General features: G+C 50.8%; 12 protein-coding genes. 1 reads left to right on the top strand and 11 read right to left on the bottom strand.

The window, feature by feature from the left end; all coding sequences use genetic code 11:
• Positions 1-17 precede the first annotated feature (17 nt).
• The 4 genes from ACTHO6_RS04420 to speE form a co-directional block, all read right to left on the bottom strand.
• Entirely contained in the window at positions 18-416 is a 399-nt protein-coding gene (locus ACTHO6_RS04420) for a hypothetical protein (protein ID WP_440239770.1), read from the bottom strand.
• 75 nt (positions 417-491) lie between these two features.
• Positions 492-905, bottom strand: coding sequence for a DUF1934 domain-containing protein (locus ACTHO6_RS04415; protein WP_440239768.1), 414 nt, complete (start codon positions 903-905; stop codon positions 492-494).
• 202 nt (positions 906-1,107) lie between these two features.
• Positions 1,108-1,977, bottom strand: a complete 870-nt coding sequence (speB, locus tag ACTHO6_RS04410; protein WP_440239766.1) for an agmatinase — start codon at positions 1,975-1,977, stop codon at positions 1,108-1,110.
• 19 nt (positions 1,978-1,996) lie between these two features.
• Positions 1,997-2,830, bottom strand: a complete 834-nt coding sequence (speE, locus tag ACTHO6_RS04405) for a polyamine aminopropyltransferase (protein ID WP_440240090.1) — start codon at positions 2,828-2,830, stop codon at positions 1,997-1,999.
• A gap of 324 nt (positions 2,831-3,154) precedes the next feature.
• Here speE and ACTHO6_RS04400 point away from each other — a divergent pair, with 324 nt between their 5' ends.
• Positions 3,155-5,206: a transglycosylase domain-containing protein gene (locus ACTHO6_RS04400; RefSeq protein ID WP_440239764.1), complete on the top strand. Its 2,052-nt coding sequence runs from the start codon at positions 3,155-3,157 to the stop codon at positions 5,204-5,206.
• 52 nt (positions 5,207-5,258) lie between these two features.
• Here ACTHO6_RS04400 and ACTHO6_RS04395 read toward each other — a convergent pair whose 3' ends face one another.
• The 7 genes from ACTHO6_RS04395 to ACTHO6_RS04365 all read right to left on the bottom strand — a co-directional run bounded on the left by ACTHO6_RS04395 (position 5,259) and on the right by ACTHO6_RS04365 (position 15,133).
• Positions 5,259-5,510, bottom strand: coding sequence for a hypothetical protein (locus tag ACTHO6_RS04395; RefSeq protein WP_440239762.1), 252 nt, complete (start codon positions 5,508-5,510; stop codon positions 5,259-5,261).
• A 289-nt stretch (positions 5,511-5,799) separates the two neighbouring features.
• Complete coding sequence (locus ACTHO6_RS04390; RefSeq protein ID WP_440239760.1) at positions 5,800-6,297, bottom strand: YwhD family protein; 498 nt, start codon at positions 6,295-6,297, stop codon at positions 5,800-5,802.
• Between the two features lie 81 nt (positions 6,298-6,378).
• Entirely contained in the window at positions 6,379-6,708 is a 330-nt protein-coding gene (locus ACTHO6_RS04385; RefSeq protein WP_440239758.1) for a hypothetical protein, read from the bottom strand.
• A gap of 63 nt (positions 6,709-6,771) precedes the next feature.
• On the bottom strand, positions 6,772-9,621 hold the full coding sequence (locus ACTHO6_RS04380) for a lipase/acyltransferase domain-containing protein (protein ID WP_440239756.1): 2,850 nt from the start codon (positions 9,619-9,621) through the stop codon (positions 6,772-6,774).
• Between the two features lie 68 nt (positions 9,622-9,689).
• Positions 9,690-13,049 carry an ABC transporter permease gene (locus ACTHO6_RS04375; RefSeq protein WP_440239754.1) on the bottom strand — a complete coding sequence of 1,120 codons (3,360 nt, stop codon included), beginning with the start codon at positions 13,047-13,049 and terminating at the stop codon, positions 9,690-9,692.
• 625 nt (positions 13,050-13,674) lie between these two features.
• On the bottom strand, positions 13,675-14,571 hold the full coding sequence (locus ACTHO6_RS04370; protein WP_440239752.1) for an S-layer homology domain-containing protein: 897 nt from the start codon (positions 14,569-14,571) through the stop codon (positions 13,675-13,677).
• 184 nt (positions 14,572-14,755) lie between these two features.
• Entirely contained in the window at positions 14,756-15,133 is a 378-nt protein-coding gene (locus ACTHO6_RS04365; protein WP_440239750.1) for a thioredoxin domain-containing protein, read from the bottom strand.
• Between the last annotated feature and the right edge of the window lie 216 nt (positions 15,134-15,349).

The raw sequence follows: 15,349 nt of genomic DNA, 5'->3' as shown, positions 1-15,349 counted from the left end.
AATTCGGCAAATACACATCAGCCTTCCCGATTTCGCGCGATGGGAAGCGCGAGCATGACCATATACAACAAATGTCCGGACATCCATATAAAAAACGCGGTCCACGTCATCTGTACCTTGCTCAACAGACTAAACGGCAAAAAGGCGACGGCAAACCCCAACATCCAGCCCAGCCAATAGCGGATTCTTTTGCCGCGATGATCCCGAGGGTAAAAAGCCATGAGGAAATACGCAATGATGACACTGATCAAAAGATGAATCAACAGTTCGACAATTGACGAGACATTTTCCATGCCCGGTACGTAGCTGACATCAATCAGTACGGGAAACGTACTGGTTTCGAACAAGCCGTCTCCCAGCGCCAAAAAGGCCGCCAAACCCAGGCCCGCCATGAGGCCATTCACGAGTACGAACATGCTCGCCCCCCTTCCTGATCCTGCCACAGGTTCCTTCTATTGTACGTGCAAAAAACCGCCCTTGCAAAGAGCGGCTTATTTTCTCAGCTCAATTTTCAGTTCGTGCTCGCCTGTGTATTGCTCGTTCATCCATGTCTGGTAAAAAATTTCCACCTGTACCGGGGCTTCTTCCGCATACCGGATGCGCAACTTGCTCGTGTGTGTTTCCAACGCGAACGGGCCATACGGACTTTGATAGGTGCCATGCGTGCTGGCTCCTTTTTCAAAATGCTGTCTGGTCGACACGCCTCCCTGACGCACGAGCGTAACGGCCTTGTCCGTCAGCTTGAGCGTCGTACTGACTTCGCCTACGCCTTCCAGCTGTTCCTTGTACGTCACATACCAGGCACTGGCCTTTTGGACGAGCTTGCCTTCATACTGGTGCGTCGATTCATCCCATTCCCCGCCGACGCGATGTCTGGTTGACAGCTTCATCTGTACATCTTGCATGACGACTTCCACACTCCGTGATTTCTACTTTCTGTCCGGTCCAACATCCATTCATTTTACGATCATCCCTCGCTGGTTGCAACCGCTTGGCCCAAACGGTTCCTGCCGGGGGGCAGACCGGGACTGCCCTGAATCGGGTGGATACGAAAAAGCCCCCGGCCTTTTGCTGAAACCGGGAGCTTGTCGTTGTTTTCGAGTTGGATTATTTGACAAAGCTGAGCAACAACTCGCGCACGATCTTGGCTGCGACGATTTGCGTCATCTCGCTGTGATCGTACACAGGAGCCACTTCCACCAGGTCGCAGCCGATCACATTGGCGCCGTTTTTCGCCATGTAGTGGATGGTGTCCAGCAGCTCGCGGGAAGTGATGCCGCCCGCTTCGGTTGTGCCTGTGCCAGGCGCGTGTGCCGGGTCCAGAACGTCAATGTCGATGGTCAGATAGATCGGACGGTTGCCGATCGTCGGCAGCACTTGCTTTACTGGCTCCAGTACGTCGTATTTGTACAGGTGCATGTTTTCCTTCGCCCAGTCGAATTCTTCCTTCATCCCGCTGCGAATCCCGAACGAGTAGACATTTTTGCCGCCGATCAGGTCGCACACCTTTTTGATTGGCGTGGAGTGGGAATACTGGTATCCTTCGTAGCTGTCGCGCAGGTCGGTATGCGCGTCGAAGTGGAAGACCACCATGTCCTTGTACTTTTCATATACCGCCTGGAATACCGGCCAGGAAACGAGATGCTCGCCACCCAGTCCGAGTGGGAACTTGCCGTCTTCCAGCACTTTTGCCACGAAGGTGCGGATGGCATCCAGGCTGCCTTCTACGTTTCCAAAAGGAAGCGGGATGTCGCCTGCGTCAAAGTATTTGATGTCTTCGAGCAGCCTGTCCAAATACGGGCTGTACTCTTCCAGACCGATCGATACTTCGCGGATACGGGCAGGGCCGAAACGGGAACCCGGACGGAAGCTCACCGTCCAGTCCATCGGCATTCCGTAAATGACTGCCTGGCTTTCTTCATAGTTTCCGTGGCTGCGGATGAAGACATTGCCAGAGTATGCTTCGTCAAAACGCATCAGGGTTGTCCTCCTCCGATTAGTCGCGGGTCAGCTCTGCCACAAAGTTAGGCAGTTTGAAAGCTGCGTAGTGAACGTCCGCATTGTAGTATTTGGTGCCCAGGTCTTTGATTTTGGCCGGATCTACTTCCAACGGATCGTACTGCTTGGAAGCGATGGTGAAGCTCCACAGACCGGATGGATAAGTAGGGATGCTGCATGTGTAGAGACGCGTTACCGGGAAGATCGATTTCAGGTCTTTGAATACGCGTTTGATGAGGTCGCGGTTGAACCATGGAGATTCGGTTTGCGCCACCATGATGCCATCCGGCTTCAACGCGTCGTAAATGCCTTGGTAGAAGCCTTTTTCAAACAGACCTACTGCAGGTCCTACCGGTTCTGTCGAGTCGACCATAATGACATCGTACTCGCCTTTGTGGTCGTGGATATGCTTGATCCCGTCAATGACTTGCACATCGACCTTCGGATGGCCGGTCAGTGCGCTTGCAATTTCCGGGAAGTATTTTTTGCAGGATTCAATCACGCCACCGTCGATTTCGGCCAGGACTGCTTTTTCTACAGCCGCATGCTTCACGATTTCACGGATGGCGCCGCCGTCGCCGCCACCGACAACCAGAACTTTTTTCGGGTTGGGATGCGTATGGAGAGCGACATGAGAAATCATCTCGTGGTAAACAAACTCATCGACATCGGTGGTCATAACCATGCCATCAAGTACTAACATGCGACCAAACTGCTTTGTAGTAATGACGTCGATTTGTTGAAACTCGGTTTTTTCGCTGTATAGGGTATCCGTAATTTTCGTTGTGATCCCGTGATTTTCCGTTTGTTTTTCGGTGTACCACAATTCCATATTCATGGCTATGTAACCTCCTTCAAGTAACCGCATGAAAATACAATATAACAAGAAAATTATAGTAGCTGCCAATCAAAAAGCAAGTTTTTTTTCTGGCTGGGCAAAATACGGGCGCTCCCTGCTGTTTTTCAAGCGGCAGGTAAGTTTATCCAGCCCATCATTGACCCATACTAGAGGTATCATCTGTCCTTTAGTATGCCCCCTTTTCAGGGAAAAACGTCTCGTCGCTTTTTCATAAAAAAGAACGTGCGCCGCATGGCCATCAGCAAAACGGCCTTATTCGTTTAGTTCATGCAAACAATAGAAAGGAGGAGAGGCAAAATGGAAGTCATTCGCGAGCCATCGCTGCTTCGTTATTTACGCTGGATCAAGAAATTTGCAAAATTTACCATACTCAGCCTATTGTGCTTATCTTTTGCCATTTTGCTATTAATCCTGTATTTGCGTTCCCAACCGCTTCCCGAATCGTTCGTGAAGCAAACCACAACGATTTACGCCTCCAACGGGGACGTGCTGGACACGATGCATCGGGGGGAAAACCGCATTTCTGTCCCGATCCAGGAAATATCGCCTGCGCTCATCAACGCGACGATCGCCATTGAGGACCGATCGTTTCGGGAGCATTACGGCTTTGACTGGAAACGGCTGGCCATGGCCGCCTACGTCGATGTCATCAACATGGACATGCGTCAGGGAGCCAGTACAATCACCCAGCAGTTGGCGCGCAACCTGTATTTGACGTTGGATAAAACATGGGAAAGAAAAATCAAGGAAGCGCTCCTCGCCATTCAGTTGGAGCTGAATTATAGCAAGGATGAAATTTTGGAAATGTATTTGAACCAAATCTACTACGGTCACTCTGCTTACGGCGTTCAGGCCGCAGCGCAAACGTACTTCGGCAAGGATGCCAAAGACTTGTCCGTAGCGGAAAGCGCCATGCTGGCGGGCATCCCCAAAGGCCCTACCTACTATTCTCCTTTCGTAGATTTTGAGCGGGCAAAATCGCGGCAAAAGCTGATTCTCGAAGCCATGGAGCGCGACGGAATGCTGACAGCCAAAGAAGCCGAACAAGCTTATGCGGAGCCGATCAAGCTGAAAGAACGCAAAACGGAAACGGTCGTCGAACAAGCTCCTTATTTCCGTGATTACATCGCCAATCTGGTGAAAAACAAGTACGGCATCGACGAGGAAACATTCATCCACGGCGGCTTGAAAATCCATACGACGCTGGATCCGGTCATGCAAAAAAAAGCGGAGGATATTATCGCCTCCACGTTGCCAAAGGACAATCCGAACCTGCAGGCCGCCTTGGTTGCCATGGACCCTGCTACCGGTCATATCAAAGCCATGGTCGGCGGGCGGGATTACAAAACGAGCCAGTTCAACCGGGTACTCGGCAAAAGGCAGCCGGGCTCTTCCTTCAAACCGATCATGTACCTGGCTGCCCTGCAAAACGGCTATACACCGCTCACAATGATGAAAAGCGAACCGACCGTGTTTACCTACGACCAAAACAAGCAGTACATCCCAAGCAATTTCGGCGGGCGGTATGCCAACGCCATGATTACCATGCGCGAAGCGATCAAAACCTCCGATAATATTTACGCGGTCAAAACGATTGATTTTCTCAGTCCGCAAAAGGTTGTCGAGCAAGCCAAAAGCCTGGGCATTACCAGTCCCATGCAGGCTGTACCCTCTCTGGCGCTGGGAACGTCCCCCGTCTCTCCGCTGGAACTGAATGCGGCCTATGCCGCAATCGCCAACAAGGGAGAAGCTGTGCAACCGATCGCGATTACGTCGATTGAGGACAGCGAAGGAAATATACTGGTGGAAGAGAAGACGCAAAAAACCCGGGTTGCCGATCCAGTCGCCTCCGCTCTTTTGGTCAATATGATGCAAAGCGTATTTGAACGCGGCGGAACCGGCTATCGGGTCGCAAATGAATTGAATCGGCCTGTGGCCGGCAAAACAGGCTCTACCGACTATGATGCCTGGCTGAGCGGCTTCACGCCTCAATTGGTGGCGACAGTATGGGTGGGATACGACAAAAATCAAAAAGTGGATGATGTAAAGGAAGGCTATTTGTCCAAAAAAATCTGGGCCAGCTTCATGGAAAGCGCGCTCAAAGGTCAGCCACCCGCTCTCTTTGACATGCCGGCGGGTGTCGTGTCCGTCTATATTGATCCGGCATCGGGGAAACTGGCTACCAAGCACTGCCCGAACCCTCAGCTGTTTTATTTCGCCAGCGGAACAGAACCGCACGAATACTGCACCGACCACCTGGGAGCAGACCAGGCTCCCGCACCGCTCCCCCCGCCTGATTCGTCCACGTTCTGGCAACGAATGGGCAGCTGGTGGAAGCCTGAGCAATGACATAGCCAAAAGCAAAGGACGCACTCGCCAAGAGTTGCGTCCCTTTTTTCATTCAAGTAGACTGGTTGTCTCCGCCGCCTACAACGCCATCTCCATCTGCAAAAACGTGGTCGTTGACGACGGTAATCAGCCCGGCCCGATCAAGCTGCTCCAATACCTCAAACAAGCTTTCCCGTTTGCCCGCCGGGAGCTTTCGGACGTAGTTGTTGATTTCTACAGGTGACACATGCGTGCGGAAATGGACGCCGCCGTGCCTCACAAAATGGTCGTGGGACTGCGCCTGCTCACGCGGATCTTCCCTCATAGTACCGCCCCTTCCGTCAGACAGTTTGGTTCGAGCCTCCTTATTGTTCCGCGTTCAGCACAAAGCATGACCTGTAAAAAAAGCCTCTTGCGCAGGGCCAAGGTGACGGCTTGCGTCATCGGCAATGCCGACAACAGCACGAACACAAGCAGGGAAAGAGTGACGGGCTCTCTCCCTGCCTGCTGACCCAGTGTACATGTACACAGATATGGAAATAAGTTTACCTGACTTCAATTCTGGTAACAATTGATTTCAAAATTTGTTCACAAACCGTTCACGTTTTCCAGCATTAGGACAATTTTCGTTTTAATTCCTCCGAAGAGTTCTCGAACATAGCGGCATTGTTGTCGATCAACAATTTTTTCAGCGCCGCTTTTTCCTTTTCGCCCAGTTCATCCAGCATGATCCGTCGCTTCATGGAGTAATCCATCCGGTTCACATGGTCCGCCAAAATTTTGTATCCGCGGCGCGCTTCCCGATCAATTTCCATATAGCACGCAGTCGCACCGGCATAGTACGGGCCATTTTCGTTGCGATCAACGGTTACCCAAATGAGCCAATACGGCTTTCCGTTCGGTACCTCTTCTTTGTTCGTGGTCCATTTGATTCCTTTTTCGACCGAGCTTTTCGCATGCAAAGCGCCCATATCGATGTACGCCTCATCCCCGTCAATGATGACGGACGATACCGCGTTCAAGTCGAGTACACCTTGACCGAACCCGCCATGAACATCGGTTTTGCCACTCATGATCGTGAACCCGCCTTTTTTGTTATCAAAAATATCCATTTATACGCCCTCCATACACAGATTCTCCTTTCTTTATTCTACTCGGAAACCAACAGCGACGCAATTTGCCCATGCGCCCGGTTATTTCCCTTCTTCCTTGCTCATCTCCCGCTTTTTTCGGTAGCGCTTCACGGCCTTGTCGAAGATCCACATAATCAAGGTCAGAAGCAAAGCAGAATGAATAGCCATCGCAGCTTTTATCATCCAAAGCGAGCCCAGCAATGTGCTGGAGGGAACCACGATCATATAGTAGGCAAAACTGGTAAGAAACCCTGCTCCAAACGTCATCCAGAAGCGGAATCCAAAAACCGCCCAGATGTAGCCTGTCACAATCAGCCCAATGATTGGCCCTCCTACTTCAATCGAATACATAAACGGGCCAAGAAATAGCCAGACAAACAAATTGTCCATGTTTCCAAATCCTTTCTGCCTGTCGCCTTCTCTCCACACCATTCTGTCGCTTGCGAATATGGGCTACTGCTCCCATTCGCGGGACCTGGCCGCCGCGTTCGTTTCCTCCGTCAGTCCATGCTCGTCCAAGCGGTAGCGCCTTCCGTTTTCCGCATCGTCTTTCGAATCTTTTGACGAAAAGCGTTTGATGATAAACTTCGGCGGGCTTGTATCCTGCTGCGGTGTGGGAGCCTCAAACTCCAGCTCCTCTTGATCGAGCACATGGATGACCACCGTATTGCCGTGGTATTCGATAGCAAGATCTTCCTGCACTTCTTTTTTCTTGGCATCGAGCGTGATGGACCTGCCGCTTTTGGTAAACGTAAGCGCTGGAAATGTTCCGTCTTCCTTGGAAATCACGTAGTACAAATACTTGGCGCCTTTGCCCGGCACCTGATTGCGCAGTCCGGGCTGAGCTTCCTCGCTCCCTTTCAGCAGCTGTGTCACTTGCCTCATGACTTCCGGAATGGTGGGCAGCTTGGCATGCTCCCCTGCCACATAGTACCTTTTCTTGATGTCCTTTTGGGCGTAGTTGGCGCTGATGTAGGGGACGGTTCCATCTCCCATTCCTTTATCGTAATAAGGTACCCATTCATTGTGATAGGCGTCGAAGAAGTAGCCCAAAAAAGTCGTTTGGCCGGTGCCGATGATGGAATACTGGGGAACATTGATCGTCTTTTTTTCCCATTTCTCATGGAGCGCGCCTCCCTGCTTGACCAACGGGGCGTAATCCAGCCGAATTTTTTTGTCCTGCAAAAACTCTGTGTAGCTGTAAGGGTCGTTGCGGTTTTTCCGCAGAAAGCCAACCGTTTCAAAGTACGTTTTGGAAGGCAGCAGCTCATACACAGCCGGAGCGTATTCCGAAATGACTTTTCCTGTCTCTTCATCCATCCAGGGAATGGAGAAATTATATCCGTACTTGATCGCCTGATACGCTCGCGGGGAGCCGAGAAACGGCGTACCCATGTAGATAATGCGATTGATTTTCGGCTGATACGAGACATTGGCGAGCAGCGTTTCCCTCGTCAGCAAGCCACCCATGCTGTGCGCGACTAAATGAACCTGCCGTGCCCCCGTTCTCTCCAGCGCGAGATCAATTCTCCGTTTCAGTTCAGCGGCGTTTTTCGTACTGCTGTACCGCCAGTCATACGGCATGGCGAAAATGGTCCGGAACTTTCGGTAACCCATTTTCTCCAATTCCTTCACCATGCTGTAATACTGCTCCGTCCTGTCGCGTACAGAATTCAGCGGGGAGTACGAGAGGTATTCAATGGCTCTGAATCCTTCGTCGTCAGGCTCCGGCAAAATCGAGATGCCCGCTTCCCTCGGACGCACCTCCACGCTGCTTGGACCTGTCGGCTCCAGTGAGAGCAAGCGACGATGTCTCGGGTCATTGATTCCGATCAGGCTGTCGCCAAGAGCCAGCCATATTTCGGAGGTTTCGCCGTTCTTCTCCGCTACCAGCCGGGAGCCCCCAATCCCCGGGATCAAAATGACCGGAATGGTGATCGCTCTCACGTCAAGCGTATAGGAGTTGGGCGTAAAGCCCGATCGCTGGCTGGCCATGACTTTCATGATGTAGGTTCCGGGATTGGCGTTCAGGACGATTTGCTCGCTGACGCTTTTCGGTTTTTCCGATTTGGCCAGCACCTTGCCCTGCTCATCCAGCACATACAGATCCAAATCCATCCCCGTGGGAATGTCTTTTAGATCGATCATGAAAGTCGATGTCAGCGAGAACGAATAGCGATAATAATCGACATCCGTTTTCGCATGGAGATTCCCCGTGATGTACCTGCTGTTCATATCTGACAGGTCATACGCCTCTTTCGCAGAATTGTTCGGCTCGTACACATCCGCTTTGGCATCTGACTGGTCAGCAAGAAAATCAACCCGCAGCCGGTAGTGGAAATCTATGTGGTAGGACTGCTCCTTTCCTTTTACCATGATGTAATACCATTTATCTTTTTCCAGTCCGATTCCTTCCACTTCCTCCGCTTCCTCACCCGGACGTTCGGAGCGGCCAAGCTCATTTTGCTCGGCATCAAATATGTACAACTGGTAGTCTTGTCGGTATGGAATATCGCGCAAGGACACATTCATTCTTCCATGCCTCGTCCCTTTGATCTTCCAATAATCCACATCGCCAGCCTTCCCGATTTTCCCTCTGGCATCTTTGGCGTCAAACAGCCAGTCGGCTTTTCCAAACGTATCGTTAGGCTCCAGTTCATATAGAACCTCTCGGCTGCGCAATTCGATTTCTCCCGGCTTGCCGCTTTCTGCAAAGTCTGTGGAAAATTCCTGCGCCAGTTCATCCGGCGTCTGGTCGGCATTCCGGGAGTCAGGCTCTTCCCTGTTGGACTCATCCTTGTTGGGGGTGTCTGCTTCAAACGCGTCTGCCTTGCTGTTCGTTTGCCCTTGTCCTTGCTCGAAAAGCGTGGTTACGGCCAGCCACTCCGCTTTGACCTCTGCACGTCTGACCCAGGACGCCTTCTTCACGTCCAGCTTTTCCGCATAAGTCAGGTCCGCGCCGGACAGATCAATCTGCCAGCTCACCAACGGTTCGTCTTCGTCCGGTTTGCGCAGGCTTATTCGTAAAGGGCTGTCGCCCGTAGGCTGTACAGCCGCGGATAGGCGTGAATCGTTGCGAAAGACACGGCTCTTGCTTTTGCCTTCCTGAGCTATTTCCAGTTCGATTCGCTCGGGATTGGCTGACAGTTGCGCCTGAATGCGCACCTCGCCTGCTTCTATCCAAGCCCATACCGCTTCCACGAAAAGATCACGTTCTTTGGCCCATCCGGTCACGACAACATTTACCCAGCAAAACACAAGCAGAATGCCCCAAGCCGACAGGCGCCTGACCGTCTTCCTCATAGCCATCCCCCTTATCTACTTTTCTACCTCCAACAGTAAAAAAAGACAGATAAGGGGTGCAAATCTATTTACTGAGTGGTGTGGTTGCGGATTCCTTGCCGCTCCCAGGCATTGGCGATGATTCGGAAGGGTACCCGATAATCCGCCTGCTCATGACCTTGCGCAGCCGTTTTGTTCAAATAGGGAAAGCCTTTGTCCACGCCGAACCGAAACTGTACCTGATAATACACGGCATAGGAACCGCCCTTAGCAAAGCCGTACTGCTTGTCTCCCATCAACGGCGTATCCACTCCCGCCTCGCGCGTCCCCAGCTTGGACGCCGAATAGGAATGTCCGCCCCATCGCTGGCTGGAATGGGCATGCAGCGGAAGCAACGATTCCAAAGACGTCTGTCTTCGCCCGGTCTCCGCTATCCATGCTTTCGCCGAAACAATCAGCGGAAACTGTCCGCTAACCGGGTGGCGGTGGCGATCCTGCAGCTCCACGCGAGCCAACATCCGCTCGCCGGCATAAAAATCGTTGGGCGCGCTATTCTTGTAGCGGTCCCGCGCATGGTATTCTGCCCATTCGGGCGTATGCTGAATGGAGCTGGTCGCATTCGGCTCAAATACCTCGAAGGTGCGCTCGCTTCCTTTTACCGTAATCGTGTAGCGCCCCGTCATCGAGCTGGTGACGCTTTGCGCTTCGCACGTTTCCTCGTCATCCTCGTCTTTGGAGCACACGTCGTAGGTCAGCACAAAATCAACCTTGTAATCCATCACAATGACAAAGCCGTTGATTTGCGCTTTGTATTTCTGCGTTTGCAGCACGTGTCTCCACGTGGTTTGGGTGGGGACATGCGTGCCTGTGTACAAAAAGTCTCCCCCCATGGACGTGCTGGCTACCCGCCATTGCTGGGGGATGCCCGGACCTGTCACCTGTAAATCCAGCAGAGCGGGCGTGTAGACCGCAAGACTTTTGGCGTCCGTGATCCAGCCCGGACTGGCCGTCACTACCGGATTCTTGACATCCTCCCCGCTGACTGACTGTTCCAGTTGCCGCTTGTATTCTGTAATGTTTTGATTGATCTCTTGCTGTGTCTTTTGAAAGCCTTCGTTGATTTTCGCCTGATCGATCACGACGCGAATGTTGGCTGGCTCGCGTTCCCACACCCCATCAGCTTGTACCGCCAGCTTTTGCAATTGGCGACCGTCACTGTCGTATATCTCCAGCCCTATTTCGCCACCATCGTAATCCCCGCCTCCACCGGGCGGCTGCGGAATCGTTCCGCCGACGACCTTGACAGGCCAGAGAGCGCGGTTGTCGGGCCAGATCGTTTCGTTATCCGGTTTGTTCTTGGACGGATTGATATTCGCAATGAAATCCTCTGTTTTTTGCGGATACTGGGTCGGTACGGTGATTTTGCGAACCTCGCCTGGTTGAAAGTGATTCACATCGAGGATCGTTTCTTTTTCTGAACTTGCCCATCTGACCGCCAGTTTGGTATCGTGCGTCAACTTACCAGCGTTTTTCACGTTGAACGTAATCGTCGCTTCCGTTCCCGGCGCTTGCGGATCGCCTGGATCGATGTCGAAGCTGCTTTTGACGATCAAAAGGTTCTCTCCATCGGGGTCTGGTCCTGGGCTGCCCTCGCCAATTTTTACAAAAAAGAATCCGTGGCAATTTTCATCTTCGTAGGAGCCGATTTCGACTTTATAGAGTCCGTCCAGAAGCAGATTGTTTTCGGCCGGAAACGTAACCCAGTGATCCTCGCCCGGGGTGCCTGAACTGGAAAGAGACTTTCCTTCTCGCTTTCTTTCCCACATGCCGGTGCTTGGATCGAACCACTTCAACATGTACGAGCTGTCTTGGCTCAAAAACATCCGGAACCTGTACCCGCCTTGGGTTTCATCGGCAGCCAATTCAATCGTTTCCCCGCGCTGTATGCTTTTGCTCCATTTTTCGTCGTGAAAAATCGTTTCAACAGACACAAGAATATCCGGGCATTTGCGATCCGATACGATCGGGAAGGTCAACTCTCCGACACAGCCATTCTCCGACTCGAACAAGATGAGAATGGTATCACCCACGTCCACGTCGCTTGGCAGTTCGAGATCGAATTTTTCCAGCGCCGGAACTACCTCATCGGTCAAAGGTATCTTTTGTCCATCGCGTTTCAAGTACCATCTTCCGGAGAGCTTCGTGGAGAAGCCCATGTTTGTCTCGTAGTGATCTCCTGCATCAGTGAAGTACCTCATATAGACCGGTTGCGTGAGTGTGCTTGGACCGTTAGGAGAGCTATCCAGTGCGTCTCCTTCGGGGGAAAAAGGATTCGGGTATTGTCCATGGACAAAAAATACGACCTTTCGCAGATCAGCAATGGAGCAGGATGCATCTTTTACCACGATCGTTATTTCGAAGTCGCATTCAGGTCTATCATTCCATTGCGATGTGGCGTAGTTTAGCTTGAGTTTGTATGTTTTTCCTTTTTCAAACACGACTTCAGGAGGATTGGGCAGATTTAGTTTTTCAGCGTTGTATGGACGCCACTTGTCTTTATCGTCATACTGACCAGGCAAAGTGACGACGCTGCCATTTGGCCTCGTAACGTCCCACATGATTTCTGCCGGGCCTGTTTCCCCGTTTTTATCTGTATATTTGGCCTTGAAATACAGGGTGTCTATCGGCAATATTTCAATCGTTTGCCCGTTGCGAATAACCGAATTGTTTAGAGTGATGATCGGGCACTTATCTTCGCCGTCATTAGCTTCCACGCGAAAGTATTTTTCCCAGCACTCGGTCCCGTCATCGCTTTTGTACACGACCTTTACTCGTCCAGATGAGCCGATACTGCCTATTCCGACCTTTTTATTCCCTCCGGAGCCCGTAACCATTGGGGAACCATTCATCGTGAATGTGCCGTTCTTCTTCGCAAAAATCGTGATTTCTGCCTGTTTCTCTACCACGATATCCGATCCACCGCTGGAAACAGCCGTATGATTTTTGATGTCTTTGTCGCCTACTACCTGAATATCCATTTTTGTTTTCGTTGTTTCTATGGAGCAGGAGGGGGTTGGATCCGGTTCTTCCGTTGGAGGGGGAGTTGGAGTGCCAACTGTAAACCGAGCACTGTAGGCAACTCCTTGTCCGTCTACAGAAGGCGTATTTGTTGTGTTACGATCATGCGTGTCCGTAAAAAGTATTCTCGCTTCATAGTTTCCCGGTTTCGTAGGTATCCAGGTTTTCACCGGGAATTTCACTTCATGACCGGTACCACTCCCGTCTGTTGGAGCAGCTCCCGGTATATCGTAAGTCTTGATCGCATCGGTAAACTTTTGTTCTGTTTGCCCTGTATCGAGATTGTAGACGTACATGTTGTAAACGATTAACCCGCGATTGTAGATGCTGTAATCCTTGCCTTTCGCGGTAATCGTTACTGTATTTCCCACATCGTACTTCGTTTTATCTGTCGTAATGCTTCCATCTGGGCGGGGTGTCGTTACGAAATTTGTTACGCCGACGTATGAACCTTTTTCCGAACCTGAAGCAGGTCGAAAGGAGAAGGGGCCACCGCCTCCGCCAGACATTTCGGCGACTTTGGAAAGGAGGTATCCGGTGTATGGTTGACCTCCCCCTCCGCTGATTTCTCCGCCGTAAAAGCCGTTCTCGTTTGTTAGGAAGGAGGGGTTTCCGTTGAATAGTCTCGCATATGCCTGTGCTTCGCTGATGTCTACGATGGGGTAGCCGTTGTTGGAGGTTTCTGTAGCTTTGGAATAGTTTGCTACTTTGTAGCTGCTTCCTCCGCCTGAGACTGCTCCGGACCATTTTACGTCGGCGAAGGTGAGGTAAAATGGATCGCTAGGTAATGACCAACCATTTATAAAATTCTCGTCGCTACCGCGAACTTTTTTATCTTCATCAAGATACCCTACAAGCCTATTCCGTACATCCGGATTTGATGTAGTTGCATCTGCGAAATAAGGTATAAGTGCAAGGCCACTGACTACTAAAGCAATTATCGTCAGACCAAACTTCCCACACTTTTTACATATTTTTAACATGATCTTCCCCCAATTATCGGGAATTAGTGCGTGTTAGATTTGTCCCATTATTGTACGTGTAATAAGCGAGTAGCTTAGCCTGCCCGGAATTTTTTACGCTAAACGCCATATAATCAACCTGACTAGCATTCACTTTAACAGCGCCCCCATAATAAGACTCTACATTTTGATTCTTCAAACGAATAATCAGCCTAATATCCTTGCCTTGCATAGTTGGCACCGTACCTACAAGATATCCGTTAGAACTCTTCAACGAATTATGAAACTTCAAAGCAATTTCTTCACCAATTTTTGTGTCCTTTACATCTTTATTCAAAAGATACAAAGCAGCAGCTTCCTCACCCCGTGTAACAGTTCCGAGTCCATCACTGGTAGATGTTGAAACACCGTTAGCAAATTTACCAGCTTTCTTCGGAATCCATCCATTGCCAACAGCGATATCGGAATATACTTGACGTTTATCTCGAAGCCTGCTGTACATACTCTTCCAAGCATTGTTCATCAGTAAAGATGCTTCCTCACGAGTAAGAACTTTATTGGGATTTACAGCGACATCATCGAGAATCCCATCCTTCTTTGCGCGCTCGTAATAAACTTTCGCCCAATGTCCGGCTGGTAAGCCCTCTACTGCTGTACCGGACGTGAGCGCTTTGGCATTGACGAGTCCTGCCACCAAATCCGCTTGCGTAATGGGTTGCTCCGGCCGAAAATTTCCATCCGGAAACAGCCACATCAATTTGTGGTCTACAGCATACTGAATTTGAGGCTTGTAAACATGATTCTGATAGTCCTTCGCGTTAGCTTGTTGAGCAAATGCCGATTCAGTGGTTGAAGAGTTGAACGCTATCGCGCTTAGAAGGCATATAGACGCCAGCAAGCATTTCAGCGTGGTTTTCAATTGCTTTTTCATAGCGTGAATCCTCCCTATTTTTCAGTGGCCATTACTTGCCATACCTAAGCCTGGTTTATCAGGCAAAACACTTGTTGTTCGAAAAATCTGCTACGCGCTTTCTTTGGACATCTTCTTTGACATGAGCTTTCTGCCTCAGCCTCCCATCGCACCTGCATGGTTCATCGCACAGAACAGTTATGATTTAGTTTCCATATCCTGATTGCTTATTCCTTTCCAAGTATTTCCGGAATGCACTCTCTGGAACGTCGCCCTCCAGCCTATCGATCACTTTTCCGTCTTTGAGCAAAAAGACGGTCGGCGTTGCAGTAGCACCCATCTCTGTCGCTCTATCCAAATCTGCTTGTTGATTTACATCCAGCTTCTCTACCTGCCAGTCAGGGTAGTCAGCCATTACTTTTTCGAATGTCGGGGTAAACGTCGTGCAGTAGCCGCAGTTTTCGCTGTACACGTAAACGATCCTCGCATCCTGTGCGCCGGCTGCGACCAGCCAGACCAGCGCGGCCAGCACCACACCCCCGGCCACCAGAATCCATCGCCATACTTGCTTCATTCCGTTCATCTGCTTCGCTCCCTTGCCTTGTGGATCGTGAATCCGCACAAACATAATTGCTATGCTTTTGTCAAAGAACGATACCCGAATTATGTCGCCCCACACTGAGACAAAAAAAGCCGACCCGCGGTGAGGTCGGCTGCAAGCGCCAAAATCCTGTTTCTGTTCAAAAGGACAAAAAAAAATGACGTACCACAACTGTTAGAAGTTCGTACGCCGTGCTGG

It is taken from the genome of Brevibacillus sp. SAFN-007a (genome assembly GCF_051967035.1).
Classification (GTDB): Bacteria; Bacillota; Bacilli; order Brevibacillales; family Brevibacillaceae; genus Brevibacillus.
Note: the sequence above shows the minus strand (reverse complement) of the source record. Positions and strands in the feature narration are given on the sequence as shown.

Bases quoted from the DNA above. Each gene is read 5' to 3' on its own strand.
- ACTHO6_RS04420 (WP_440239770.1), bottom strand. From the start codon at position 416: ATGTTCGTACTCGTGAATGGCCTCATGGCGGGCCTGGGTTTGGCGGCC.
- ACTHO6_RS04415 (WP_440239768.1), bottom strand. From the start codon at position 905: ATGCAAGATGTACAGATGAAGCTGTCAACCAGACATCGCGTCGGCGGG.
- speB (WP_440239766.1), bottom strand. From the start codon at position 1,977: ATGCGTTTTGACGAAGCATACTCTGGCAATGTCTTCATCCGCAGCCAC.
- speE (WP_440240090.1), bottom strand. From the start codon at position 2,830: ATGGAATTGTGGTACACCGAAAAACAAACGGAAAATCACGGGATCACA.
- ACTHO6_RS04400 (WP_440239764.1), top strand. From the start codon at position 3,155: ATGGAAGTCATTCGCGAGCCATCGCTGCTTCGTTATTTACGCTGGATC.
- ACTHO6_RS04395 (WP_440239762.1), bottom strand. From the start codon at position 5,510: ATGAGGGAAGATCCGCGTGAGCAGGCGCAGTCCCACGACCATTTTGTG.
- ACTHO6_RS04390 (WP_440239760.1), bottom strand. From the start codon at position 6,297: ATGGATATTTTTGATAACAAAAAAGGCGGGTTCACGATCATGAGTGGC.
- ACTHO6_RS04385 (WP_440239758.1), bottom strand. From the start codon at position 6,708: ATGGACAATTTGTTTGTCTGGCTATTTCTTGGCCCGTTTATGTATTCG.
- ACTHO6_RS04380 (WP_440239756.1), bottom strand. From the start codon at position 9,621: ATGAGGAAGACGGTCAGGCGCCTGTCGGCTTGGGGCATTCTGCTTGTG.
- ACTHO6_RS04370 (WP_440239752.1), bottom strand. From the start codon at position 14,571: ATGAAAAAGCAATTGAAAACCACGCTGAAATGCTTGCTGGCGTCTATA.
- ACTHO6_RS04365 (WP_440239750.1), bottom strand. From the start codon at position 15,133: ATGAACGGAATGAAGCAAGTATGGCGATGGATTCTGGTGGCCGGGGGT.